This window comes from Pseudomonas sp. HOU2 (genome assembly GCF_040729435.1).
GTDB lineage: Bacteria > Pseudomonadota > Gammaproteobacteria > Pseudomonadales > Pseudomonadaceae > Aquipseudomonas.
Genome location: NZ_CP160398.1, coordinates 3,529,168 through 3,554,513, shown reverse-complemented (window position 1 = coordinate 3,554,513; position 25,346 = coordinate 3,529,168). Strand labels below are relative to the sequence as shown.

Genomic DNA, 25,346 nt, shown 5'->3' with positions numbered 1-25,346 from the left:
ATCCACAGGAAGCACAAACAACATGAAAATGACTTATTTCATGTAAGAAAAAAGCCGCCAGGCTCAATAGCATAACGGCTTTTTTGTCACACAAAATTACTGTTTAACAAACTCTCCAGCCAGGCCAACAACATCACCATCAAAGTTGGTTCGCGAACCCACCGCACGAACTTTTGAGTAGTTGTGATCCGGCGAGAACAGCGTCCAGGACTGATAACCGGTGCCGTCATTCAGAGCCGCGAAGGTGATGATCGTAGGCTGCCCGGTGCTGTTCTGGAAATGGTAATGCCCGTAAGCGATGTCGTAGTTTACGCCGTTCTGACTGAACTTGCCGCTGAAGGTGCCGTTGGAGTCGTTGCCATCGGTAATCGTCAGTTTGGCGCCAGCGTTAGCGTTTACATAATTGCCATTAATGCTCGACATAACGAGATTTCCTTTATCGTTGGATAAGTGTCTTCCGATGATCGCAAGTTTCCTCCTGGAAACTCACGACACTCAGAATGGTTGGACATTCACTTATTGTCCACGCAACTTTTCAACGAAATTGCAATAAGCACTATTCATCTCGCACATAACTTATCGCTATTCATTCGAGCGTTAATTCCTTTTTAACTAACGACTGGCGCTGGTCTGCTGCACTGCCGATGTCGGGGCAATCACGGCGGTCTCGGAACGCGGCGTACCCGCCGGCACCCAATCGTAACTCACAGGCAACGCGCGATAGACCCAGTTGCTGATTGCATCGCTGCCCGGCGCCTTGCCCAGATACGGGCTGACGTATTCCCAGACGTTTTCACCGCTGGCCGTGACCTGGAAAAACCGTCCGTTCATGCCTTCGTCGATCAGCGTATTGCCGTTGGGCAAACGTCGCGCGCTGCTGATGAACGAGCTGTAGAACGCCCACCCCGGCTGCTTCGAATTCGCCGCGCTGTATTGCCAGACGATCTCATTTTTAACCGGGTCGATTTCCAGCACCCGCGAACCGGAAATCAGCCCGAGGGTGACGTTCGGATACCCCGCCGAACCCTGGTTATCGAATACCAGCAGGTTGCCTGCGCCGGGCAACCCAGCCGGGATGATGTGCGCGTCATGCTGGCCGACGAATTGATCCACCGGTCGCGGCAGTTTCTGCGCGGTTTTCGGATTGATCAGCGGCAGGTTCGGACCGAGGCGCCAGACCACCTTGCCGCTGTGTTTGTCGATGATCGCGATGAAGTTGGCGTTGCGGGAATCGAGCAGCAGGTTGTCCGGATTGAAGCGCTTGTCACCGGCGTCGAACCACTTGTTCGGCCCTACCACGCTGAGGTTGTTGATGTGCAGGTAATCCGGGTTGTCGCTGGCGCGCACCAGTTTCAATTGCTCCGGGGTGAAGCCGAATTCGTTCAGGTGTTCCGAGGCCAGCCACTGCCATTTCACCTGCCCGTCGGGGCTGACTTCATAGATCGCATCGTCGATCACCTCGGGCACTTTGAAGCCTTTGACCTGGTGCACCTTGTTCGCCAGCACCACGGTGTTGCCGTTGCTCAACCGGCGCTGATCATGATGCTGTTGCGCCGCACCGCCGGGCGCCTTGTCGCCCCACTGCCAGACCACTTTGCCGTTCCAGTCCAGTTCGCCGACGCTCTGGTTGCCCAGACCGTTGCCGGCCGAGCCGAGCTTGCCCGGTTCCTTGTCACTGAGTTGCAGCAGCACATGCCCGCGCTCACCACCGACCAGTTGCGGGTCGATGATCGCCGACGGGAAACCCGCCTGCGGCCAGGTCTTCACTGCATTGCCATTCATGTCGATCAGGTGCGTCTGCTTGTCGGCGCCACTGAAGATCACGTACTGGTTAAAGGCCTTGTTCGGGTCATAGCGGGTAACGCCGGTGGGGTACACGCTGGGCGCGGCGAACGCCGTGCTACTGAGTACCACGCTGGACAACAACAGCGCTAAAGCGGTTTTGCCTGGCAACATGATGCAGCTCCTTGAATGACAGATCAGAAGTCGTAGCGACCGGTAACGCCGAGGGTGCGCGGCGTACCGAGCAGGCCTTCATAACCGCCGTTGCCGCCGGTCCACAGGGTCGTGTAATAGGTCTTGTCGAAGGCGTTTTTCAGCCACAGCGAAACGTCCCACTGGCCCTGATTGAAATCGCCGCGCAGACCGGTGGACAGGTTGACCACCGCATAACTCGGGATCTGCCCGTAGTCGGAATCCTCGACCGTGCCCACCGCTTTCGAGCGGAACGCGTAGCTGGCGGTGACGTAGGGTTCGAAGCCGTTGGCCAGATTCCATTTGTATTCGCCGTTGGCGTTGCCGATCCATTTCGACGCGCCGACCACCTGGTGCCCGCTGAGGTCGCAAGAGGCCGGCGCGCCCGGTGCCTGGCTGATTTCCGGTGGGCATGGCGCATCCTTGTACGAGAGGTAGCTGACGTCGTTGTACGAGCCGTTGAAGTTCAGGGTCAGGCCGCGCAACGGGATTACCGTGCTTTCAAATTCGACGCCACGCGAGCGCACCGAACCGGCGTTGGTCAGGTATTGCACGCGGTTGACGTCGTCGTAAGCGTTGGTCTGGTAGGCGTTGACCTGGGTCCAGAACACGTTGGCATTGAGCCGCAGACGCCGGTCCCACAGGGTGCTTTTGAAACCGAGTTCGGCGTTGTTCGCACGTTCGGTGCCAATCAGCAGCGAGTCAGCGCCAGCGGTTGGAGCAGACCCCACCGCAAGGTTCACCCCACCGGATTTTTCCCCGTGGGACAGCGTGGCATAGCCGAGCAGATCATCGGTGATGCGATAGCTGAGGTTGAGCAATCCGGAGGGGCTGGAGCTGTACTGGTTGAGATCGCCGGAATCGTAGGCGCCAGTGCGTCCGCGTCGTGCCGTGGCCGCTGCGCCGGTGACAGTGGCGCCACCGACCGGCGCATCGCGGGTGACCCAGGCATTCTTCTCTTCATAGGTGCCGCGCACGCCGGCGGTGAAATCCAGGCGTTCGGTAAGGTGCCAGGTGCCTTGGGCGAACAGGGCGAAACTGTCGGTCTTGATGTGGCCGTTGCCGACGCTGCCGACGTTGGCCAGGGCACCGCGTGGCGTGCCGTTCCAGATGTCGGCCTGCGGGCCGTAATAGGCGAAGGATTTGTTATCCAGATCCGAGCCGAAGTAGTACGCGCCCACCACGTAATCGAAGAACTCGCCCTTGGGCGAGGCCAGACGAAATTCCTGCGAGTACTGTTTGTCTTCCACTGAGACCCCGGCGTTGTAGGTCGCCGCAACGTTGAGACCGTCGTCGTTGGCCGGGGTGAAATTCCAGAAGCGATAGGAGCTGATCGAGGTCAGGGTGAAATCGCTCGGCAGCGTCCAGTTGGCCTCCACCGACGTGCCGCCCTGATGCACGGTAACGTGCTGATCGTTGTCCAGATTGACCTTGCGGTGCGAGCCATTGACCAGCGTCGCACCGGCGGCACTGGCCCGCGATTGGTAGAGGTTGACACCATTGATGGTCGGCCCGGTGTTGTACAGCACGCGGGTGCCGGCGCTGGAATCCTCTTCGTTGTAGTCGCCGATCCAGCGCAGGTTGAAGTCTTCGTTGGGCTTGAACAGCAACTGCGCACGGAAGCCATCGCGCGAGCCACCGTTCAGGTCATGGCCGTTGTATTCGTTTTTGATGTCGCCGTCGCTGCGGGTGCGATAGGCCGAAAAGCGTCCGGCCAGTTGATCGTTGAGCGGCCCGGAAATCGTGCCCTTGGTCTGGAAATAACCATCCTCGCCGAACGAGGTTTCGATGCTGCGTTCAGGGGTGAACGTCGGTGCGCGGGTGCTGATGTTGATCACCCCGGCGGTGGTGTTCTTGCCGAACAACGTGCCCTGCGGCCCGCGCAGGACTTCGAGCTGTTCGATGTCCATCAGGTCGAACACCGCCATCCCCGGACGGCCCAGGTACACGTTATCGATGTACAGGCCGACACTGCCTTCCAGACCGTCACTGGCCGGGTTGTTGCCCAGGCCGCGAATCGACACGCTGGACTGGCGCGCGTGCATGTAGGCGACGTTGACGCTCGGCACCAGTTGCTGCAAATCCTGAATCCGGTAGACCCGCTGGGTCTCCAGCGTCTGGCCGCTGACCACGCTCATCGGCGTCGGCACATCTTGCGAACTTTCTTCGCGACGGCGGGTGGTGACGGTCACGGTTTCCAGCTGCGAGCCGTTGGCCGCGGGTTTGCCGGCGGGCGCTGGTGGCGGGGTGTCGGCGTCGGCGGCGTAGCTGTGAGTCCAGCTGGCACTACCCGCCAGCAACAGGGCCAGAGGCAGGCGTTTGAGCCGTCGTGGCGTTAAGGGTGACGCAAGGTTCAACGGACTCATGGCGCGGCTCCTGGTCAAAAAACACACAGACATCTTTAGCGCTGCATATTCTTTTAAGTTATTTATTTATGGATTTACAAATATTTACTGCATAAGAGATTGCCTTTATAAGGAGTCGACCTAATGCATATCCAATGCATTTCCCGGATATTTTTTATGTGAAAAATGCATATCGACTTGCGCCAACTTCGACACTTCATCGCCCTCGCCGAACAACGCAGTTTCGTCGCTGGCGCGCAGGCGGTGAACCTGTCGCAGTCGGCGTTCAGCCGCAGCATTCAGGCGCTGGAACACAGCGTTGGCTGCCAGTTGATCGATCGCGGGCGCAAGGAACTGCCACCGACCAAGCAAGGCCAGGTGCTGCTCGAACATGCCCGGCGACTGGTCAGCGGCGCGCAGCAGATGGCCAACGAGATCAGCCAGTTCAATGGCCTGGAGGCCGGCGAATTGCGCTTCGGTTGCGGCCCGGCGCCGGCAGCCGGATTGATCCCGCGCGCGATCGGCGCGTTCATCGGGCGCTACCCGAAAGCGCGGGTGCAATTTCAGGTCGATGACTGGCAGAGCCTGAGCAAACGCCTGCTCAGTGAGGAGTTCGAATTCTTCGTCGCCGACACTCGACACTTCGAGGCCGATCCGGATTACCTGACCCATCGATTGCGCCCGCGCAAATGGCATTTCTGCTGCCGCGCCGGGCATCCCTTAACGGCATTTGAACGCGTCTCGGCCGAGCAACTGATGAGTTATCCACTGGCGGTGAGCATTCGCCCGCCGAACCTGCGCAAGGTCATCGTCGACCTCAGCGGTCGCCCGGATTTCACGCCGAATGTGGAATGCGAAAACAGCTCAAGCCTGCTCAGCGTGGTGCTGCGTTCGGAGGCGATCGGGATCGTTGGCGCCTACTCCGATGCGCTGCATCAGGCCAAGGGTGAGCTGGTATGTTTGCGGATCGAAGGGTTGGCCGATGATCTGGAAGAGCTGTACACCCGCTACGGGATTGTCAGTCGGGCGGGGTATCGGTTGTCGCCGCTGGCCGAGGCGATGATCGAGCAGATCAAGGCGATTGATGCGGTGGGTGAGGAGGTTTGTTCACTCGAAAATTTAGCTGTCTGAGCTGCCGCGATCGCTGGCAAGCCAGCTCCCACAAAGTCCGGGTGTTCACATCATTTGTGCCCGGCGCAAATCCTGTGGGAGCTGGCTTGCCAGCGAAGGCGTCGCCAAAGGCACCGATGCATCCCCTGCATAAAACCCATTCCCCAAATGCACTTGCCGAACACCCCCGCCGAAAGCGACAACCCCCACCTGTCTTTCTGACCGGTGAACCCCATGTCCAACCCGCAAAACCCCGTGCGCAATGTGCTGTACATCATGTGCGATCAGCTGCGCCGCGATTACCTGTCCTGCTATGGCCATCCGCATCTGCACACGCCGAACATCGATCGCCTGGCCGCCGCCGGCGTGCGCTTCAGCCGTGCCTACACCCAGGGCACGATTTGCGGGCCGTCGCGGATGTCGGCCTACACCGGGCGCTACGTCAGCAGCCATCAGGTGGCGTGGAACGCCGTGCCGTTGCCGCTGGAAGAACTGACGATCGGCGACTACCTGCGCCCCCACGGCATCCGCACCGCGCTGGTCGGCAAGACCCACGCCACGGCCAACGTCGATGCCTTGCAGCGTCTGGCGATCAACCCGGACAGCGCGCAGGCCGAGGTGCTCAACGAGGTCGGTTTCGAACCGTACTTCCGCCACGACGGAATCTTCCCCGACGACCCGTTGTTCGACGACAAACGCGAGTCCGCACCCTACACCCATTACCTGCGCGAGCAGGGTTTCGACGGGCGCAATCCCTGGCACGACTGGGCCAACGCCGCCGAAGGCGAGAACGGCGAAATCCTCAGCGGCTGGCACATGCGTCATGCCCATTTACCAGCGCGAATTCCCGAGCAGTTCTCAGAGACTGTCTACACTACAAATCGAGCCATCGACTTCATCACCGAGCAAGGTGAGAAATCGTGGTGTTTACACCTCTCTTATATCAAACCGCACTGGCCCTATATCGTACCGGCGCCATACCACGCCTTGTACAGTACGAAATCGATTCTCGAAGCGGTCCGCGCGACGCCCTCCGAAGCCAGCAAACACCCCGTATATACGGCGTTTCGTCAACATGAGGAAAGCCTCAACTTCTCTCGTGATTCAGTACGATTGAATGTAATCCCCACCTACATGGGCCTGATCAAGCAGGTGGATGATCAACTCGGGCGGCTGTTCGATTTTCTGCAGAGCAACGGACGTTGGGATGACACGTTGATCGTGTTCACCAGCGATCACGGCGACTTTCTTGGCGACCACTGGCTGGGCGAAAAGGAGTTTTTGCTGGAGCAAGCGGTTGGCGTGCCATTGATCGTGCGCGACCCGCGCGCCGCGGCGGACATCACCCGGGGTACGGTGGATGAGCGGTTGGCGGAAACCATTGATGCGTTGCCGACGTTTCTCCAGGCACTGGGCTTGCCGGGCGCCGAGCATCGGCTGGAAGGACGCTCGCTGATCCCGCTGTTGCACGGCGAAAATCCCGATTGGCGCCGCTACGCCATCAGCGAATACGACTACGCCTTCCAGGCGCCTGCGCGTGAGCGACTCGGTCAGCCGATCGACCGTTGCCGCATGACCATGGTGCGCAGCGAGCGCTGGAAATACCTGGCGTACGACGGTTTCCAGCCGCAACTGTTTGACCTGTTGAATGATCCGCAGGAGTTGCGCGATCTGGGTGAGGATCCGGCGTACGCGGCGGTGCGCGAGGAGCATGCGGGGTATCTGTTTGAATGGGTGCGCGGATTGAAGCGGCGGACCACGATCAGTCATCAGGAGATTGATGTGCGTGGACAGCGGTTCCGCTATGGCGAGCCGGAGACCGAGAAGGTCGTGCAAATCGGTGTGTGGTAGTTAAAAGCATCGCTGGCAAGCCAGCTCCCACAGGTTTTGCGTTGTTCACATCCTTTGTGTCCGACACAAATCTCTGTGGGAGCTGGCTTGCCAGCGATGGGGCCTTATCAAACGCCGACGATATCCGCGCCTTTAATGGTTTGACTACGCTGCCCGTTCACCCCAACCGGCACCTCCCCCTTGAGCGTCACCCGCCGCACGATGCGATCCTGAGTGCCGTAATCATCAATCGCATAATGCTGGGTCGAACGGTTATCCCAGATCGCCACATCGCCCGCCTTCCAGCGCCAGCGCACGGTGTTTTCCTGACGGATCACATGGCTCTGCAACAGGCCGAACAAGTGCGCCGAATCGGCTTGCGAATAACCCTTGATACGTTTGACGAAGTGCCCCAGCAACAAGCTCTTCTCGCCGCTGATCGGGTGCACGCGGACCACCGGGTGCTCGGTCTCGTAAACAGTCGAAGTGAAGATCTTGCGATAGCGTTCAAGCTTCTCTGCCGAGACGTCCGGCTTGGCCCCAGCGTAGTCGTACTCGTTGCTGTGCACGGCGACCAGTTTGTCCGCCAGCTCACGCAGCTCCGTTGGCAGTTCGTTGTAGGCAGTCGCCGTGTTGGCCCACAGGGTGTCGCCACCAAAGGCCGGGGCCACCACCGAGCGCAGGATCGAGGCTTTCGGGTAGGCGTCGACGAAGGTCACGTCGGTGTGCCAGGAGTTGGCGCGCTGGCCCTCGGCACCGTCCAGTTCCAGCAGATAACGCGTGCCCTCGCGCACCGGCACGGTGGGATGCGCCACAGGTTCGCCGAGCAGATGGGCGAAGGCTTCCTGGCGCTGATCGTCGAGCTGGGTCTGCTCGCGGAAGAACACCACCTTGTACTGAATCAGCGCCTGCTGGATGGCTTCGACCGTGGCGGCATCCAGCTCACCGGACAGGTGCACACCACGGATCTCGGCGCCGATACGGCCGGCCACCGGGTGAATTTCCAGCGCGTGGACAGCGGGTTTTACAGCGAGTGCGGCATTGCTCATGGGTAGACCCTCATCGACTGCTTGCGGTTGGGCGGCAGCGAAGCATCGCTCTATCTATATTCCATTTACATCTAATAGATATTCACATGCTTCGTTGACGGAATAAGAGCTTGCATTTAAAACCTCAAGCAACCCTCGTCGCAAATGCCTTCGAGCTATTTTTAGGATGCCGGAAAAGCATATGGATCTTCGCCAGTTGCGCTACTTCATCGCCCTCAACGAACACCGCAGTTTTGTCCGTGCGGCGGACGCCATGGGCATCACCCAACCGGCATTCAGCCGCAGCATTCAAGGGCTGGAGCAGGAGTTCGGCTGCGTGCTGGTGGATCGCGGCAACAAGGATCTGCGCCCCACGCCCGAAGGCCAGGTGGTGCTGCAACACGCGCTGACCCTGGTGCAGGGCGCAGCGTTGCTCAGCGCGGAAGTGACGCAGATGACCAAGCTCGATGCCGGTGAACTGCACTTCGGCTGCGGCCCGGCCCCGGCGGTGAAACTGGTGCCGGATGCGGTGGCGCAATTCATCAACGCGCACCCGAAAGTGCGTACCTGTTTTCAGGTGGATAACTGGGAAAAACTCAGCCGCGCGCTGAGCCGTGAAGAGATCGAATTCTTCATCGCCGACATCCGCCATTTTGAGGCCGATCCGAACTTCCAGACCCAGGCCCTGACACCCAAGCGCGGGGTGTTTTTCTGCCGCCCCGGGCATCCGTTGCTGGCCAAGGAAAGTCTGTCGACCAATGACATGTTCGACTACCCGCTGGCGACCACGCTGATCCCGCCGGGGATTCGCAAATTGTTGGCGAACCTCAGCGGCCGGATCGACTTTTCGCCGACCATCGAGACCGAGCATTTCCCGGCGCTGGTGAAGGTGGTGCTGCAATCCAATGCGATTGGCGTGGGCACGGAGGAGGCATTCGTCGAGGACATCGCCCAGGGTTCGCTGGCGCTGCTGCACTGGCGCAACCTGCCGCAGAATCTGGAGAGCATGAATGCGCGCTGCGGGATCGTCAGCCGCACCGGGTTTCGTTTGTCGCCGGCAGCACGAGCGATGATCGAGACGTTGGTGGCGGTGGATAAGCAGGCGATCAGCGTCGCGGTTTGAAGATCAAAGGATCGCAGCCTTCGGCAGCTCCTGCAGGAGAACGCATTCCCCTGCAGGAGCTGCCGAAGGCTGCGATCTTTTTCTGTTAAAGCTTGGCCGCCGCCAGTTCAGGCGCCACCCAATCGCTGACCTTGAACGGCTTGCGAATCAGCTTCTGCTGCGCCGCCAGATCCACCGAGTCCTGCAATTTGCCGAGGAACACCGGGTCCAGCGTCGATGGGAACACTTCGCTGAGTTTCTGATCCTGCAGGTCCTGGGTCAGGATCACCGGTGGATAACTCGCCAGCCCGGACACCAGTTGCACGTAAGCGTCCTTGTTGCTGTCCTGGGTCAGCCATTCCACGGCCTGCTGCTGCGCCTTGAGCAGTTTTGCCACGACCTCCGGGTGCCCGTCGACAAACTTGCCGGTGCCGACCAGCACCGATTGCACACTGCCGGCGCCGCCCAGATCCTTGGTATTGAGCGGCAATTCAGCCAGCCCCTTGGCTTGCAGTGCCGTCAGCCCTGAGCTGCCCCACGACGCGTCGATCTGTTTCGCCGCCAAGGCCGCAACCGCCCCGCTAAAATCGAGATTGATCACTTTCAGATCCTTCTCGCTCAAGCCTTGACTGGCCAACGCCGCATCAAACGACAACTGCGTGGCGGTGCCACGGAAGATCGCCACGCGCTTGCCTTTCAGATCCTGCAGGGTCTTGATCCCCGAGCCCGGCACCACGCCCAGATATTGCTTCACCCCACGCGCACTGGCGCTGAGCAAACGTGTGTCGAGACCGTTGGATTTACCAATGATCGCCGCGAGGTCGCCCAGATACGCCAGATCGACCTGACCGTTGGCAAACGCCTCGTTGATCACCGGCCCGGCGCCCTTGAAGAAGCTCCACTGAATCTTGATGCCCTGATCGGCGAAGGCTTTTTCGAAGATCTGCTGGTCACGCAGCACGTCCACCACACCGCCGCCACTGTGCTGGGTGCCAGCGCTCAGGTCAGGCACGGCGATCCTGATTTCCTTGAGTTCGTCAGCCTGCGCGTTGAACGCCAGCAGGCCCGCCAGCGCCGGGATGGCAAACAGGTTGAAGACTCGTTTGAAGGGAAGGTTCATGGGTGCGGCTCCTTGATCACGACGGGCGTTGAGGAACCGAAAGTAGGCCGAAGCACGACCTTCGCTTAAATACTATAAATGCACATTTTTATAGCTTTTTACGCTAAGCGAGAAGCCACGTGGCTTGCAGCGGCGTATGCATTAACAGCATCGAAAATATTCTTCGAATGCATTGGATGCGCGATGCGCTGGAAGCCTTAAATGGCGCTGCTTATCTCCAAATTCAATATTTTAGATATCGCTTATAACAATTTGTTTATAGCTAATACCGCTAGAGATCGCAGCCTTCGGCAGCTCCTACAGGGGCGAATTCACGGACGCGTCCCCCTGTAGGAGCTGCCGAAGGCTGCGATCTTTTGATCCTGCTCCCGATCCAACCCGACAACGGAGGTCACCCATGGCCCGTGATTCCCTGCTCAGCCTGCCGCTGCCCGCGCCGCCACTGAAAAGTCGGCGGCAGTGGCCCAGCCTGAATCAACGTCTGCTGCCCTGGCTGCTGCCGATCAGTCTGTTCGCCCTGTGGTGGCTGGCCGCGCGCAATCAGTGGATGAGCGAACAGATTCTGCCGGCGCCATCGCTGGTGTGGAACAGCGCCATCGAACTGGCCCATGGCGAACTGTGGAGTCATTTGTGGATCAGCTTGCAACGCTTGCTCTGGGGCCTGCTCGCCGGGATTTCGGCGGGGGCGGTGCTCGGCGCGGCTCTGGGATTCAGTCGGCGTCTGGAACGTTTGATTTTCCCGACGTTCGCCGGTTTGGCACAGGTGCCGACACTGGCGTGGATTCCGCTGTTCATGGTGTTTTTCGGCATCGGCGAAGTGTTGAAACTGGTGGTGCTGATCAAGGCCATCGTGGTGCCGGTGACGCTGCACACCCTGGTCGGTGTGCGTGATGCGCAGCCGAAACTGCGCGAAGCCGCCTCCGTGTTGCGCCTGCCTCCCTACCTGCTGATCCGGCGTCTGGTGTTGCCGGCCGCGCTGCCGGCGTTCATGGCCGGCGTGCGTCTGGCCCTGGCCGCTGGCTGGACTTCATTGCTGGCGGTGGAGCTGCTGGCGTCCAGCGAAGGCATCGGCTACCTGATGGTCTGGGCACGGCAACTGTTCATGCTCGACATCGTGTTCGTGTGCATCGCTGTCATCGGTCTGCTCGGCGTGGCGATGGATCGCGGTATCGGTTGGCTCGACCGCAAACTGGTGCACTGGCCGCACCCCGCCACCGCAGAAATTCGCCGTGGTCCGCGTTATGAAGGCTGGCAGCGAGTGCAACCGTGGCTGGTGCCACTGGGCATGATCGGTTTGTGGCAGGTGGCGAGCGATCAGCAATGGATCGACGCTAATATCCTGGTCAGCCCGCTGGCAGTCTTGCAAACGGCAAAAAACGGTCTGCTCGATGGCACGCTGATCAGCGGCATGGCCCTGAGCCTCGGTCGTACCCTTGGCGGTCTGTTACTGGGTGGCGGCCTCGGTTTCACCCTTGGCTTGCTGCTGGGTCTGTCGAAGATCAGCGAACGGCTGCTCGGCCCGACCCTCGCCGCCATTCGCCAGATTGCGATTTTCGCCTGGGTGCCACTGCTCACCGCGTGGTTCGGTCTGGGTGAATTATCGAAGTGGGTATTCGTCGCCCTCGCCGCGTTCTTTCCGTTGTTCATCGCCACTCAGCGCAGCGTCGCCAACCTCTCGCCACAACTCAACGAAGCCGCGCAGGTGCTGCGCCTGAGCCTCGGTCAGCGCCTGCGCCGTCTGGTGCTGCCGGGTGCGGCGCCGGGGATTTTCGCCGGGCTCAGGCTGAGCCTGATCTACGCCTGGCTCGGCACCATCGGCGCCGAATATTTCATGCCGTCCAACGGCGGCATCGGCAGTCAGATGATCGGCGCCCAACAACTGCTGCGCATGGACCTGATCATGGCCGGGATGCTGCTGGTCGGCCTCACCGGCGCCCTGCTCAACCTCATCGGCCAACGCCTGGAAATTCGCGCCACTCGCTGGAGACACGCATGAACGCACCGATTGTCAGCTTCACCCACGTAGGCAAATCCTTCGACGTCGACGGTTTCGAACTGGAGGCGATTCGCGAATTCAACCTCGACATCGCCGAGGGCGAATTTGTCGCCATCGTCGGGTCTAGCGGTTGCGGCAAATCCACCTTGCTGCGTTTGCTGGTGGGTCTGGATACGCAGTTTCGCGGGCAGATCAGCGTCGATGGCAAAGCCGTCAGCGGCATCGGCGGCGAGCGTGGCATCGTGTTTCAGGAGCACCGTCTGTTTCCGTGGCTGACCGTGGCCGACAACATCGGTCTGGGCCTGGTCAACGAGCCGCTGAGCAATGCCGAAAAGCAGCAGCGCATCAACGATTTCATCGATCTGGTCGGCCTGCGCGATTTCACCCGCGCCTATCCGCATCAGCTCTCCGGTGGCATGGCCCAGCGCGTGGCGATTGCTCGCGGACTGGTCGCCAGTCCACGGATTCTGCTGCTCGACGAACCGTTCGGCGCGCTCGATGCACTGACCCGCCAGCAGATGCAGGACGAGCTGCTGGCGATCCGTGACCGGGCAAAAATCACCACGATCCTCGTCACCCATGACGTCGAAGAAGCGATCTTCCTCGCCGATCGCGTGGTGGTGATGGAGCCGCGTCCGGGACGGATCAAGCAAGTGGTAGACATCGCCTTGCCACACCCGCGTCAGCGCAGCAGTTTCGACTTCCATCAACTGCGCGAAGAGCTGCTGCACGAACTGACCAGTGACGACCATTATCAACCGAGCCTGCCGGTGCAGATCCGCGATCTGCCGCTGTCGTTCATTGCCTATTGAGAGGAGCTTTATCGATGCCGCAACGCCCCAACTTTCTGGTGATTCTGGCCGACGATCTCGGCTTCTCCGACCTCGGCGCCTTCGGTGGCGAAATTGCCACACCGAACCTGGATGCTCTGGCCAGCAACGGCCTGCGCCTGACCGATTTCCACACCGCACCGACCTGCTCGCCAACCCGTTCGATGCTGCTGACCGGCACCGATCACCACATCGCCGGCATCGGCACCATGGCCGAAGCGCTGACTCCGGAACTGATTGGCAAACCGGGTTACGAGGGTTATCTCAACGACCGCGTTGTGGCCCTGCCCGAGCTGCTGCGCGAGGCCGGTTACCAGACGTTGATGAGCGGCAAATGGCACCTCGGCCTGACGGCTGAACTGGCGCCGCAGGCCCGCGGTTTCGAGCGTTCGTTCTCGTTGCTGCCGGGTGCGGCCAACCACTATGGTTTCGAGCCGACTTACGATGAACACACCCCTGGCCTGCTGAAATCGACTCCGGCGCTGTACATCGAAGACGACACCTTTATCGATGAGCTGCCCAAGGATTTCTACTCGTCGGATGCCTTCGGCGACAAGCTGCTGCAGTTTCTCAAGGAGCGCGATCAGAGCCGGCCATTCTTCGCTTATCTGCCGTTCTCCGCACCGCATTGGCCGTTGCAGGCACCGGCCGACATCGTCGAAAAATACCGTGGCCGTTACGACGCCGGTCCCGAAGTCTTGCGTCTCGAACGCCTGGAGAAACTCAAGACGCTGGGCCTGATCGAGCCGGATATCGAGCCGCATCCACTGATTCAACTGAATGCGCAATGGACTGCGCTGAGCGCTGAGCAACGGCAGATTTCCGCGCGGGCCATGGAGGTCTACGCGGCGATGGTCGAGCGCATGGACTGGAACATCGGCCGGGTGGTCGATTACCTGCGCCAGCAGGGGCAGCTCGATAACACCTTCATCCTGTTCATGTCCGATAACGGCGCCGAGGGCGCGCTGCTGGAAGCGTTCCCCAAGTTCGGCCCGGAACTGCTGACCTACCTAAATCAGCATTACGACAACAGCCTCGACAACATCGGCCGTGCCAATTCCTACGTCTGGTACGGGCCGAGCTGGGCGCAGGTGGCGACGGCGCCGTCACGGCTGTTCAAGGCGTTCACCACCGAAGGCGGGATTCGCGTACCGGCGCTGCTGCACTATCCGCAACTGCCGATCAAAGGGCAGATCAGCCACGGCTTTGGCACGGTGATGGACATCACTCCGACGATTCTCGATCTGGCCGGCGTGCGCCATCCGGGCAAGCAATGGCACGGCAAACCGGTGGCGCCGCTGCGTGGCAAATCCTGGTTGGGCTTTTTGTCCGGCGAGACGGCGCAGGTGCATGACGAGCACACCATTACTGGCTGGGAATTATTCGGGCGCCGGGCAATTCGTCAGGGGTCGTGGAAAGCGGTGTGGATCCCCGGGCCGGTGGGGCCGGCGACCTGGCAGCTTTATGACTTGAGCAGTGATCCGGGGGAAATTCATGATCTGGCCTTGAGTCAGCCGGACAAGCTCAGCACGTTGATCGGGCATTGGCAGAAATATGTGGAGGAGACCGGGGTGATTTTGAGTGCTTCGCCATTTCAGCCGGATTGATACTGCCAGAACCACCGCTATCGCTGGCAAGCCAGCTCCCACAAGGTTCGATGTCGTTCACAAATCCTTTGAATGACACTGAAACCTGTGGGAGCTGGCTTGCCAGCGATGAGGCCCTCAAACTCAGCTATCACGCCCGGGCAGTGCGCACCTCTTCCTGCACCAATTCATCCTTGCGAACAAACCGGTTCGCCCGCCCAAACGTGCCGAAATCATTGAACCGCACGCCCATCTCGCGCATCACCTTGTGCGCCACCGGCACGGTCAGCTGGCGAATGTAAAACGGTTCCTTCACCACAAAATGATGAATCCCGTGACTGCTGCCGAAGTTGAAGCAGAACGCCTGCAGCGGCCACAACCACCACGGATTGAGCACTTGGCATTGCTGCAGCACGTTGCCCGCCTCGATGTCGCCGTAGTAATGCATGTTCGAGCTGATGAAGTGCAGGCAAAAGGTGCGCAGCACGTTCGGGCCAATGATCACCACCGCCGCGATATCGATCACCTGCATCACCGACAGCGTGGTCGCCGACCATTCAATCGGCGAACCCATGAGGTAGGCGATGCCATTCGCCGCATGAAAACCGAGAAACACATACCACGCGCCCCAATGTACCAGCGCCAGCGGCGCATAGACCTTCAGCGTGCGCTTGATGATGCTGAACTTGTGCGCCCAGGTCTTGGCCCGCAGCATGCGGATGAACGCCGACATCACGTTGTCGCCGACCATCAGCAAGCGCGCAAAACCCCAAGGCTCGCCGTTGGTGATCGCGCGTTCTTCCATGTCGGTTTCGGTGCCGGAGACCTTGTGGTGATTGAGGTGCAGATGACGGCGAATCCACGGGTTGATCGTGCTTGGCCGCGCCAGCCACACCAGGCCCATCATCAGGTTGTGCGGCACGCGTTGTTTGCGGAAATACATGCTGTGGATCAGGTCGTGCTCCAGCTCATGGGTCAGGGAAGCGAAAAACGCGTTGAGCAACAGGCACACCCACCACGCCATATGGCCCGTGATGTACAACGTCGCCGAACCGATCATCCCGGCCAGAGCAACGGTCAGAATGCCCGCACCGAGGGCATCCTGATGCTGCAGGATCGGGTAACGCTCACGCAGTTCGACGCCTTTGGCCAGCACCACTTCGCGAATATGCGCTGATCGCTGGGCAGCATTGTGTCGCTGGGGACTTGCAGAAGTACGGTCCATGCTTCCATCCTCTGGTTATTGATGTTCGCATCCTGCCTTGCGAAAGCTTTATTGATGGTAGCCGTGAACGCCAACCTGTTGACCGGAAGCGCCAATCAGCATGAAGGAACCGACCTCGCTCGCCAGCTGGACCCGTGCCTTGCGCAAGCAACTCGATGCGCTGGGGCTGGACAGTCTCGGCCTGTGCCAACAGGCCGGGCTTGATCCGCAGTTGATGGACGACCCGAACGCGCGGTATCCGTTGTCCGGCACCACGCGCCTGTGGCAACTGGCGGTGCAGTTCAGCGGCGATCCGGCGATCGGCCTGCGGGTCTCGCGCTTCGTCAGCCCGACCACGTTCCATGCGCTCGGTTACGCGCTGGTGGCCAGCGGCAGCCTGCGCGAGGTGTTCGAACGCATCGTGCGTTATCACCCGGTGGTCAGCGATGCGCTGGAACTGGAGCTGAGCCGCAGCGATGACCGCTATCTGTTTCGTCTGAAAATTCCGTCAGGCAATCCGGCGCCGGCCTTCGAAGCCATCGACGCGTTTGCCGCGATCTACGTACGCACCTGCCGCAATCGCCTGGGTCGCGATTACGCGCCGCTGGCGGTGTACCTGCGCCGCCCGGAACCGTCCGATGCACATCAGTGGCACAAGGTATTCCGCGCTCCGGTGCATTTCTCCTGCGCCGAAGATCGCCTGGAATTCGCCCTCGCCGACTTCGACAGCCACCTCGACGACGCCAACCCGGAACTGGCCGAACACAACGAAGCGGTGCTCAAGCGCACCCTGGCCCAGCTCCAACCGCTGACCTGGGAGCGCAAGGTGCGCGACGCCATCGAAGAACAACTGCCCGAAGGCGAACCCAGCGCCGAACGCATCGCCCAGGCCTTGCACCTGAGCCTGCGCAGCCTGCAACGGCATCTGGCGGATGAGGGCTGTCGCTTCGACACGCTGCTCAACGAGAGCCGCGAAAACCTCGCGCTGCTGCACCTGCGCGATCCACAGTGTTCGTTGAGCGAGGTCAGTTACCTGCTGGGATTTGCCGACACCAGCAGCTTCAGCCGCGCGTTCAAGCGCTGGACCGGGATGACGCCGGGGCAGTTTCGCGATCAGCTGCGCTGAACATCAGCCCTTGATCAAGCTGCGTTGCAGGCCGGAAGTCCACTGTTCGATCATCGCCTCGCCCATTTCGGCAAACTCGGGACGCTTGCGACTGTATTCGGCCATTTCCTTCATCGCCATCTGCATGCCGTGAGCCACTTGTTGCAGTAATTCGTTGCAACGCGCCTCGGTCAGGTTGCATGCCGTACGACCGAACCGCACCAGCATCTTGTACTTGGGCCAGGCTTTTGAACCGCCCAGCAGCAGCGCCATGCTGTCGCTCTTGATATAAACCGACGTTGTGATGATGTCGTACGCCGGCGCGAGCCTGACGGATGACTGCTCTGCACAATCTTCGTAAAGCACGCCGAAGTTCTTCAGATGCGCATCACCGTTTTTCAGCCCCGCGGACAACGCGACAATCTTGAAAAACGCTTCCAGGGCAGAGCCCAGCAACTGCGGCGAAACGAATGCCTTGATCTGCCGCGCGGCACCTTCATAGGAACCGTCGTATTTGGCCTTCGACGGCCACCCGTTCAGTACACAAAAATCTTCGAAACCGAGGTACCCCGAATCGCTCAGGTCAAAACGCTCGACCACCAGAAATTTGCCGCGCTCGCTGAGCTCGAATGTTGGCACTTCAAGACCGCAGTGCTGCGCCGCCCGCATACAGAAATATTCATTGGTTGCCAGCTGCGGATACTCTTCGGCTCGAAAGGCCTTGACCAGATGAGTCGCGCCCCGATGAGTCAGGCGATCAATCGCGGCAGCGCTGTCACGCACCAGCACTTTGGGCTGCACGCCAGACACTCCGGAATACTGACCGTAGGTCTGTAGCAGATCTTCGAACAGCCCCTGAGCACCATCGTGCACCAGCAGATCGCTGAGGGATGTTGCCGGAGGCTGATCAGTCGCCGGTGCACTGGCAATTGCCAGACGGCCGAGCTGATGAGGCCCGACGATAGCCAACAAAGCAAAATCATCGAAGCCACGCACGGCTTTACTGAAGCGTCGCATCAACTCCTCACGCAGCGCGCCTTCGGGCAGGTTCATCTCGAAGACGGGGTGAATGCCATGCACCCAGCCATAGCTGTCCAGGCGAGTGGGCATCGTCAGCGATACCGCGTTGTCGGCGCTGGCATCTTCGCGATAACTGAACACACTGTCGTCGCGAACCTGCCCGCGCCCCAGCGTCCCGACCACCTGTTCACCCACACGGATGTGCAACCTGTCCGGCGTTTCAGTCATGGAAATTCACTTTTTGCAGAGTGTCGAGGGTTGGGCGATTGGACTTGCGGGGAACGGCAACCAGCTCGTAACCGAAGCCGTTGAGTATCGCCTCAACCTTGCGCAGGCCGATTTCAGAGACCGTGTTGTTTTCGATGCCCGAGATGGTCGCGCGGCTCATGCCGTATTGTTGAGCCAGTGCCTGCTGAGAGAGTTTGCGCGCCTTGCGCAAGCTTCTGATCACTTCGCCGATCTGTTCCATTGCGCAAACCTGCACTGTTTACGATGCATTTATAGATAAGTAAATGAAATGCATCACATGCGATGCACTAGTCACCAAACTCTAGCTGAGTTTCAGAATACTTGCACGGCGCATCATTGGCTCAGGACAAAACCCAACTCAAACACTGTGCCACTCGCATTACTGCTCACCCTGACCTGCCCGCCATGCAACAGCAGGATCGACTGCACAATCGCCAGCCCCAGCCCACCGGAATCTCCAGGCTGTGCCCGTGAAGGGTCGACGCGATAGAAGCGGTCGAACAGTTTGCCCAGATGCTCTGGCGCGATCACCGGGCCGTGGTTGTGTACCTGCAGCCAGCACACGCCCGGCTCATCGTGGCGGCGCAGGCTGATCAGCGTGCCTTCATCGGCGTGGCGCACCGCGTTGGCCAGCAGATTACCGAGGGCGCGCTGCAGCAGTTGCTGGTCGGCCAGCAGTTCGCCGTGCAGCGCATTTCCCAGACGGATATTGCGGTCGTCCGCCAGCGCTTCGAAGTAATCGCACAATTCATTGCCGACCTCGTGCAATTCCAGCGTGCGCAAGTCGAGTGCCCGCTCGGCCTGTTCGGCGCGGGCGAGGAACATCAGGTTCTCGGCCATGCGTTTGAGGCGTTCGAACTCTTCCATGTTCGAGGCCAGCAATTCCTGATACTCCACCGTGCTGCGCGGGTGATTCAGCGCCTGGCCGTTGCTGGCGAGCAAGGTGTGCAGCGGGGTGCGGATCTCGTGAGCCAGATCGGCAGAAAACTGCGACAGCCGCTGCACGCTGTCGTCCAGCCGCGCGAGCATGCCGTTCAGCGCTTGCACCGGTTCGAGCAGCTCTGCCGGGGTGCCGCTGGCGGGCAGACGTTGATCAAGGCTGCGCAGATCAATACCGCGCACCGCTTCGCTCAATTGCCGCAACGGTTGCAGCCCCCGGCGCAGCAGAACCAGGCCCAGCGCGAACGCTAGCAACGCTCCAAGCCCGACCGCCAGATACAGGCGCAAGCGATAACTGGCGAGCATCTGATCACGTTCGGTCAGCACCTTGCCGGCGATCACCGTCAGCGGTTCGCCGTTCGGCCCTTGGGCGTCACCGGACAGCAGCGCCAGCTCGGCACCGTCCGGCGCCTGCCAGGTCAGTACATCGCGGCGCTGTGGCATTTGCTCGCGCGCGATGGCTTTCAAAGGCGGCAGCTCACGCTGATGCGGATTGATCGCGATCACATTCGAGCCATCGGCGCGGCGCACCAGCAGCAGGCTGTCGAGATTGCCGAGCATGTTCTGGTACAGGCGTGGACGCGCCTGCAAGGCGTCGAGGCTGTCGCTGTCAGCAAGTAACGCGCGCACCTGCTCGAGTCGACCGAGCAGGGCCAGGTCATCGCGGTAAGCGATCTCCGATGCCAGCGACCGATAAAGGAACACGCCAATCGCACTGAGCACCAACGCGCAGACCACGGCGAACGCCAGCGCCAGACGCCAGGCGATCGACCTAGACCGCATTGTCGGGCGCCTCCAGTTGATAACCGACCCCGCGCACGGTGTGGATCAGTTTCGGCATGTACGGATCATCGACCTTGGCCCGCAGGCGACGCACCGCGACTTCGACCATGTTGGTATCGCTGTCGAAATTGAGGTTCCACACCTGCGAGGCGATCAGCGTGCGCGACAGCACTTCGCCCTGACGGCTGGCGAGCAATTGCAGCAGGGCAAATTCCTTGTTGGTCAGGGCAATGCGCTGACCGCCGCGACTGACCCGACGCCGCAGCACGTCAATCTCGAGGTCGGCGATGCTGTAGGACTCGGCCTCGCGCAGCGGCCCACGCCGCAACAGCGTGCGCACCCGCGCGAGCAATTCGGCAAAGGCGAAGGGTTTGAGCAAGTAATCATCGGCGCCCAGTTCGAGGCCGCGCACGCGGTCTTCGATGGCATCCTTGGCGGTCAGGAACAGCACCGGCGTAGCGCCGCGCTGGCGGATCAATTGCAGCAGTTGCCAGCCATTGAGGCCCGGCAGCATCACATCAAGGATGATCAGGTCGTATTCCTGCTGCTCGATGAAATAGCGCCCATCGAGGCCATTGAGCGCCACGTCCACGGCAAAACCCGACTCGCCCAGGCCCTTGGCCAGGAAATTCGCGGTTTTGGCTTCATCTTCTACGACCAGCAAACGCATGGCACACCTCGATTGATCAGGCACACAGGCTAGGCGCCTTCGGCGGCGTTGCCCATTACAAACTTGTAATCGGACTGACGGGGTTCTGACGAAGAGCGGCGGCTAAGGTGATGTCCTTCGCTTTCGGAGCCTGTTCATGACCGTCAAATGCCTTGCAGCCAGCCTTGCCCTCGGCCTCAGCGCCAGCGCTTTCGCCAGCGCCGAGCTGCCACGCCACGCTGACCTCGATCTGAAAACCGCACGCCTGCTGGCCGACACCGCGTTGAGCAATTGCACCGCCACGGTGTCGGTGCTCGACCGTGGCGGTAATCTGCTGGTGACCCTGCGCGGCGATGGCATCGGCCCGCACAACACCGCTGCCAGCCAGCGCAAGGCCTACACCGCGCTGTCGACGAAAACCCCGACCCGGCTGTTCGCCGAGCGCGCCCGCAGCAACCCGGAAACCGCCAACCTCAACACCCTCGATGAGTTGCTGTTGCTCGGCGGCGGGATTCCGTTGTTCGCCGCTGATGAACTGGTCGGCGCCATGGGCGTGGCCGGATCCGGCGGCGGCGAGCAGGACGAAAACTGTGCCATCAAAGCCGCCGAAAAGGCCGGCCTGACCCTCACCCGTTCCCAGTAAGGAGACTCACTATGCCTAGCCTGCGCATGACCCTCACCACACTCGGCCTGAGTGCCCTCTCCAGCCTGGCACTGGCCGCCGGCAACCCGCTGAGCGTGCATGTGCTCAACCTGGAAAACGGCCTGCCGTCACCCGGAATCAACGTGACCCTGGAAAAACACGTCGGCCAGAACTGGCAGCTACTGGCCCAGGGCACCACCAACGAACAGGGGCGCATCGCCGAACTGTTCCCGGCCAAACAGCCTTTCGAGGCAGGTGAATACCGGGTGGTGTTCAAGACCGGCGAGTATTTCGAGAAGAACAAGCGCGACACGTTTTTCCCGGAGATTCCGGTGATTTTCCAAGTGAAGCAGACGGACCAGCACTACCACATCCCGTTGCTGCTCAGCCCTTACGGCTTCTCGACCTATCGCGGCTCCTGACTACCGCACAAATACCCTGTAGGAATGAACTCTGTGGTGAGGGGATTTATCCCCGACCGACTGCGCAGCAGTCGCCGGACTTCATCACAGGTTTGGGGCGGCTGCGCCACCCATCGGGGATAAATCCCCTCACCACAGAGGCTCACTCCTACAATGGATCAGTGTGAGTTTTCAGAGCGTGGCAAGGGCACGCAGCCGCTCGGCATCGAGAATCTCGATTTCGCCATACCCCAGCCCGATAATCCCCTGACCTTGCAGATCCTTGAGGATCTGGTTGGTGGTCTGGCGTGACAGCGACAGCATCGACGCCAACTGCTCTTGCGGCAGTTGCAGCACACGGCGCGGCGGGTCGAGTTCGCCGTAGCCTTCGGCGATCATCAACAAACGATGGGCCAGACGCGCCGGGGCCGGTAGCAGACTGAGCTGTTCGAGGTTGATGAAGGTCAGGCGCAATTTCTGGCTCATCAGCAATGCCAGATGCCGCCAGTACACCGGCTGCTCATCGAGGATTTTCAGCAGCGTGGCCTGCGGGATATTCAGCAGGGTGCACGGCCCGACCGCATAAGCATCGTGAGTGCGTGGCTGGCCGTCGAACAGGCAGATTTCGCCGAACCAGTGCGGCGCCTCCACCAGGCTCAGCAGCGCCTCCTTGCCCTGCTCGCTCACCGCCCCGATCCGGATCGCCCCGTCGAGCACCGCGTACAACCCGCACGGCGCATCGCCACGCTGAAACAACCGCTGCCCCGCCGTCAGCCGCCGCTCCCGAGCCGCCGCCAGCAGACTATCCTGAAAGGATGCCGGCAGATGACTGAACCATTGCCCGGTCAGCAGCCGTGAACGCTTATCCATGATCACTCCCAATTGTCGCCTGCCTGACAGAGCGAACGCCGAACCCGGGGCATGCTGCTCTCACCCTACAGGAGGAACAACAATGAAAAGCCTCGTCGATCATTTGAGTCAATACGCCGCCTACCACCGCGACCCGCGCAACATCGCCAGCCACTTTATCGGCATTCCGCTGATTGTGGTGGCGGTGGCGGTTTTGTTGTCGCGGCCAGAATGGACGCTGGGCGGCGTGTGGCTATCGCCGGCGGTGCTGCTGGCGCTGGCCTCGGCGTGGTTCTACCTGCGCCTGGAACTGAGGCTCGGCGTGCTGATGACGGTGCTGATGGGCCTGTCGGTCTGGGCCGGGCATGCGCTGGCGCAGCAGAGCACCATGGTCTGGCTCGGCAGCGGGCTGGCGATGTTCGTGATCGGCTGGGTGATCCAGTTTGTCGGGCACCACTACGAGGGGCGCAAACCGGCGTTTGTCGATGATGTCAGCGGGTTGATCGTCGGGCCGTTGTTTGTGGTGGCCGAAGTGGCGTTCATGCTCGGCATGCGGCATGAGTTGAAAGCGCAGATCGAGGCGCGGGCGGGGGTGGTGCGGGTCAATCCGAATCGCAAAGCAGCGGCTTAGGCCGTTTGAAAGATCGCAGCCTGCGGCAGCTCCTACATTGGAATGCATTTTCTGTAGGAGCTGCCGCAGGCTGCGATCTTGTGCTTTTAGAGGCCGGCGACTTTCTGCCAGACCTTCGGTTTGAAGAACAGGGTTTCGCCCTTGGCCAGTCCGATCAGGCTGTCGTGATCCTTCACCACTTCCGCCTCGATCAGATCCGTCTGCCCTTCGACCTTCAACGTCACTCGCGTGGTCGCGCCCAACGGGCGGATATCGCGCACTTCAGCGGCGTGGTGATCTTCCAGCTCATGTTTGGACAGCGACACTTCGTGCGGACGGAACAGCACGTGGTTGTCGTCGCTGAGCAGCAAGCGGTTCGAGTCGCCGAGGAAGTGATAAACGAAATCACTGGCCGGGTTTTCGTAGACGTCGCCCGGCGAGCCGATCTGCTCGATCACGCCCTTGTTCATCACCACGATGCGGTCGGCGACTTCCATCGCTTCTTCCTGGTCGTGGGTCACGAACACCGAGGTCAGGTTGATGTCTTCGTGCAGGCGTGCGAGCCAGCGGCGCAGCTCTTTACGCACCTTGGCGTCGAGGGCGCCGAACGGTTCGTCGAGCAGCAGCACCTTCGGCTCAACCGCCAACGCGCGCGCGAGGGCGATCCGCTGACGCTGACCACCGGACAGCTGCTCCGGGTAGCGATCCGACAACCAGTCCAGCTGCACCATGTTCAGCAGTTCGTGGACCTTGGTCGCGATCTGGCTTTCGCTCGGGCGCTGGTTTTTCGGCTTCATGCGCAGGCCGAACGCGACGTTGTCGAATACCGTCATGTGCCGGAACAAGGCGTAGTGCTGAAACACGAAACCGACGTTGCGATCACGCACGTCGTGGCCGGACACGTCTTCGCCGTGGAACACGATATTGCCGTTATCCGGGGTTTCCAGACCGGCAATAATGCGCAGCAAGGTGGTCTTGCCGCAGCCGGACGGGCCGAGCAGCGCCACCAGTTCACCGCTGTGGATGTCCAGGCTGATGTTGTCCAGCGCCTTGAACGCATTGAAATTCTTGCTGACGTTACGCACTTCGATCGACATGAATTATTCCTCCGCGGCGCTGGCGCGCAGGCGGTTGATACGGTTTTCGCTCCACTGCTTGAGCAGCAGGATGAAGAGCGCCAGGATCAGCAACAGGCTCGCCACGGCGAACGCGGCCACGTGGTTGTATTCGTTGTAGAGGATCTCGACGTGCAGCGGCAAGGTGTTGGTCACCCCGCGAATGTGCCCGGAAACCACCGACACCGCACCGAACTCACCCATGGCCCGCGCAGTACACAGCACCACGCCATAGATCAGGCCCCATTTGATGTTGGGCACGGTGACATGCCAGAACATCTGCCAGCCATTGGCGCCGAGCAGGCGCGCGGCTTCCTCTTCCTGCGTGCCTTGTTCCTGCATCAGCGGAATCAGCTCGCGGGCCACGAACGGCACGGTGACGAAGATCGTCGCCAGCACGATGCCCGGCAGGGCGAAGACGATCTGGATGTCGTGATCCTGCAGCCACGGGCCGAACAGGCCCTGAGCGCCGAACATCAGCACGTAGACCAGACCGGCGATCACCGGCGACACCGAGAACGGCAGGTCGATCAGCGTCACCAGCATGCTCTTGCCACGGAACGAATATTTGCTCACGCACCATGCGGCGCTGACGCCGAACACCAGGTTCAACGGCACCGAAATCAGCACGGCGATCACCGTAAGTTTTAGTGCCGACAAGGCGTCCGGTTCAAAGATCGCCGTGAAGAATGCACCGAGGCCATTTTTCAGCCCCTGCGACACCACGATGAACAACGGCAACACCAGAAACAGGAAAAAGATCAGCCAGCCGAGACCGATCAGGATTCTGCGCGAAGTAGCACTGCCACGCCGCGCAGCGTTGGCCGAGGACGCGGCCGCAATAGACGATTGGGACAT

At 60.7% G+C, this 25,346-nt stretch carries 23 protein-coding genes; 10 read left to right on the top strand and 13 right to left on the bottom strand.

Going from position 1 to position 25,346, the window contains the following annotated elements; translation table 11 throughout:
• Window positions 1-96: 96 nt before the first annotated feature.
• The 3 genes from ABV589_RS15990 to ABV589_RS15980 all read right to left on the bottom strand — a co-directional run bounded on the left by ABV589_RS15990 (window position 97) and on the right by ABV589_RS15980 (window position 4,340).
• Complete coding sequence (locus ABV589_RS15990) at window positions 97-423, bottom strand: hypothetical protein (protein WP_007952780.1); 327 nt, start codon at window positions 421-423, stop codon at window positions 97-99.
• Between the two features lie 189 nt (window positions 424-612).
• Entirely contained in the window at window positions 613-1,956 is a 1,344-nt protein-coding gene (locus tag ABV589_RS15985) for an aryl-sulfate sulfotransferase (protein WP_367082441.1), read from the bottom strand.
• 23 nt (window positions 1,957-1,979) lie between these two features.
• The gene (locus tag ABV589_RS15980) at window positions 1,980-4,340 is read right to left on the bottom strand and encodes a TonB-dependent receptor (protein ID WP_367082439.1); all 2,361 of its coding nucleotides are present in this window, start codon (window positions 4,338-4,340) and stop codon (window positions 1,980-1,982) included.
• A 165-nt stretch (window positions 4,341-4,505) separates the two neighbouring features.
• On the opposite strand from ABV589_RS15980, the gene ABV589_RS15975 reads away from it, so the two are divergent.
• Together ABV589_RS15975 and ABV589_RS15970 are read left to right on the top strand one after the other, a co-directional pair.
• Complete coding sequence (locus ABV589_RS15975) at window positions 4,506-5,450, top strand: LysR family transcriptional regulator (RefSeq protein ID WP_367082437.1); 945 nt, start codon at window positions 4,506-4,508, stop codon at window positions 5,448-5,450.
• A gap of 213 nt (window positions 5,451-5,663) precedes the next feature.
• Window positions 5,664-7,280, top strand: coding sequence for an alkaline phosphatase family protein (locus ABV589_RS15970; protein ID WP_367082435.1), 1,617 nt, complete (start codon window positions 5,664-5,666; stop codon window positions 7,278-7,280).
• A gap of 107 nt (window positions 7,281-7,387) precedes the next feature.
• Here ABV589_RS15970 and ABV589_RS15965 read toward each other — a convergent pair whose 3' ends face one another.
• Window positions 7,388-8,308, bottom strand: a complete 921-nt coding sequence (locus ABV589_RS15965) for a TauD/TfdA family dioxygenase (RefSeq protein WP_367082433.1) — start codon at window positions 8,306-8,308, stop codon at window positions 7,388-7,390.
• A 181-nt stretch (window positions 8,309-8,489) separates the two neighbouring features.
• Here ABV589_RS15965 and ABV589_RS15960 point away from each other — a divergent pair, with 181 nt between their 5' ends.
• On the top strand, window positions 8,490-9,410 hold the full coding sequence (locus ABV589_RS15960) for a LysR family transcriptional regulator (protein ID WP_367082431.1): 921 nt from the start codon (window positions 8,490-8,492) through the stop codon (window positions 9,408-9,410).
• An 85-nt stretch (window positions 9,411-9,495) separates the two neighbouring features.
• Here ABV589_RS15960 and ABV589_RS15955 read toward each other — a convergent pair whose 3' ends face one another.
• Window positions 9,496-10,509 (bottom strand): ABC transporter substrate-binding protein, encoded by a 1,014-nt coding sequence (locus ABV589_RS15955; RefSeq protein WP_367082429.1) that lies wholly within the window; start codon window positions 10,507-10,509, stop codon window positions 9,496-9,498.
• A 397-nt stretch (window positions 10,510-10,906) separates the two neighbouring features.
• Between ABV589_RS15955 and ABV589_RS15950 the strand changes: the two genes are divergently transcribed.
• Genes ABV589_RS15950 through ABV589_RS15940 form a run of 3 tightly spaced genes read left to right on the top strand, consistent with a single transcriptional unit; the run spans window position 10,907 to window position 14,942 of the window.
• Window positions 10,907-12,505 (top strand): ABC transporter permease, encoded by a 1,599-nt coding sequence (locus ABV589_RS15950; RefSeq protein WP_367082427.1) that lies wholly within the window; start codon window positions 10,907-10,909, stop codon window positions 12,503-12,505.
• On the top strand, window positions 12,502-13,317 hold the full coding sequence (locus tag ABV589_RS15945) for an ABC transporter ATP-binding protein (protein ID WP_007963466.1): 816 nt from the start codon (window positions 12,502-12,504) through the stop codon (window positions 13,315-13,317). The genes ABV589_RS15950 and ABV589_RS15945 overlap by 4 nt, the downstream gene beginning before the upstream one ends.
• Window positions 13,318-13,331: 14 nt before the next feature.
• The gene (locus tag ABV589_RS15940) at window positions 13,332-14,942 is read left to right on the top strand and encodes an arylsulfatase (RefSeq protein WP_367082425.1); all 1,611 of its coding nucleotides are present in this window, start codon (window positions 13,332-13,334) and stop codon (window positions 14,940-14,942) included.
• A 130-nt stretch (window positions 14,943-15,072) separates the two neighbouring features.
• On the opposite strand, the gene ABV589_RS15935 is transcribed toward ABV589_RS15940, so the two are convergent.
• Complete coding sequence (locus tag ABV589_RS15935; protein ID WP_367082423.1) at window positions 15,073-16,146, bottom strand: fatty acid desaturase; 1,074 nt, start codon at window positions 16,144-16,146, stop codon at window positions 15,073-15,075.
• A gap of 100 nt (window positions 16,147-16,246) precedes the next feature.
• Here ABV589_RS15935 and ABV589_RS15930 point away from each other — a divergent pair, with 100 nt between their 5' ends.
• The gene (locus tag ABV589_RS15930; protein ID WP_115988474.1) at window positions 16,247-17,251 is read left to right on the top strand and encodes an AraC family transcriptional regulator; all 1,005 of its coding nucleotides are present in this window, start codon (window positions 16,247-16,249) and stop codon (window positions 17,249-17,251) included.
• Window positions 17,252-17,254: 3 nt separating this feature from the next.
• Here ABV589_RS15930 and ABV589_RS15925 read toward each other — a convergent pair whose 3' ends face one another.
• From ABV589_RS15925 to ABV589_RS15910, 4 genes are all read right to left on the bottom strand, one after another.
• The gene (locus tag ABV589_RS15925) at window positions 17,255-18,478 is read right to left on the bottom strand and encodes a type II toxin-antitoxin system HipA family toxin (protein WP_367082421.1); all 1,224 of its coding nucleotides are present in this window, start codon (window positions 18,476-18,478) and stop codon (window positions 17,255-17,257) included.
• Window positions 18,471-18,719, bottom strand: coding sequence for a helix-turn-helix transcriptional regulator (locus ABV589_RS15920; RefSeq protein WP_007963482.1), 249 nt, complete (start codon window positions 18,717-18,719; stop codon window positions 18,471-18,473). The genes ABV589_RS15925 and ABV589_RS15920 overlap by 8 nt, the downstream gene beginning before the upstream one ends.
• Window positions 18,720-18,832: 113 nt before the next feature.
• Window positions 18,833-20,221 carry a heavy metal sensor histidine kinase gene (locus tag ABV589_RS15915; RefSeq protein ID WP_367082419.1) on the bottom strand — a complete coding sequence of 463 codons (1,389 nt, stop codon included), beginning with the start codon at window positions 20,219-20,221 and terminating at the stop codon, window positions 18,833-18,835.
• Entirely contained in the window at window positions 20,211-20,891 is a 681-nt protein-coding gene (locus tag ABV589_RS15910; protein ID WP_367082417.1) for a heavy metal response regulator transcription factor, read from the bottom strand. Before ABV589_RS15910 ends, ABV589_RS15915 begins: the two co-directional genes overlap by 11 nt.
• A gap of 136 nt (window positions 20,892-21,027) precedes the next feature.
• On the opposite strand from ABV589_RS15910, the gene ABV589_RS15905 reads away from it, so the two are divergent.
• Both ABV589_RS15905 and uraH read left to right on the top strand, forming a co-directional pair.
• Window positions 21,028-21,513: a heme-binding protein gene (locus tag ABV589_RS15905; protein ID WP_367082415.1), complete on the top strand. Its 486-nt coding sequence runs from the start codon at window positions 21,028-21,030 to the stop codon at window positions 21,511-21,513.
• Window positions 21,514-21,524: 11 nt separating this feature from the next.
• Window positions 21,525-21,935 (top strand): hydroxyisourate hydrolase, encoded by a 411-nt coding sequence (gene uraH, locus ABV589_RS15900; protein WP_367082413.1) that lies wholly within the window; start codon window positions 21,525-21,527, stop codon window positions 21,933-21,935.
• 171 nt (window positions 21,936-22,106) lie between these two features.
• On the opposite strand, the gene ABV589_RS15895 is transcribed toward uraH, so the two are convergent.
• Entirely contained in the window at window positions 22,107-22,784 is a 678-nt protein-coding gene (locus ABV589_RS15895) for a Crp/Fnr family transcriptional regulator (protein WP_367082412.1), read from the bottom strand.
• Between the two features lie 82 nt (window positions 22,785-22,866).
• Between ABV589_RS15895 and ABV589_RS15890 the strand changes: the two genes are divergently transcribed.
• Window positions 22,867-23,394 (top strand): Mpo1-like protein, encoded by a 528-nt coding sequence (locus ABV589_RS15890; protein WP_367082410.1) that lies wholly within the window; start codon window positions 22,867-22,869, stop codon window positions 23,392-23,394.
• Between the two features lie 86 nt (window positions 23,395-23,480).
• On the opposite strand, the gene ABV589_RS15885 is transcribed toward ABV589_RS15890, so the two are convergent.
• Window positions 23,481-24,470 carry a sulfate ABC transporter ATP-binding protein gene (locus ABV589_RS15885; RefSeq protein WP_367082408.1) on the bottom strand — a complete coding sequence of 330 codons (990 nt, stop codon included), beginning with the start codon at window positions 24,468-24,470 and terminating at the stop codon, window positions 23,481-23,483.
• Between the two features lie 3 nt (window positions 24,471-24,473).
• Window positions 24,474-25,346: a sulfate ABC transporter permease subunit CysW gene (gene cysW / locus ABV589_RS15880; RefSeq protein ID WP_007952817.1), complete on the bottom strand. Its 873-nt coding sequence runs from the start codon at window positions 25,344-25,346 to the stop codon at window positions 24,474-24,476.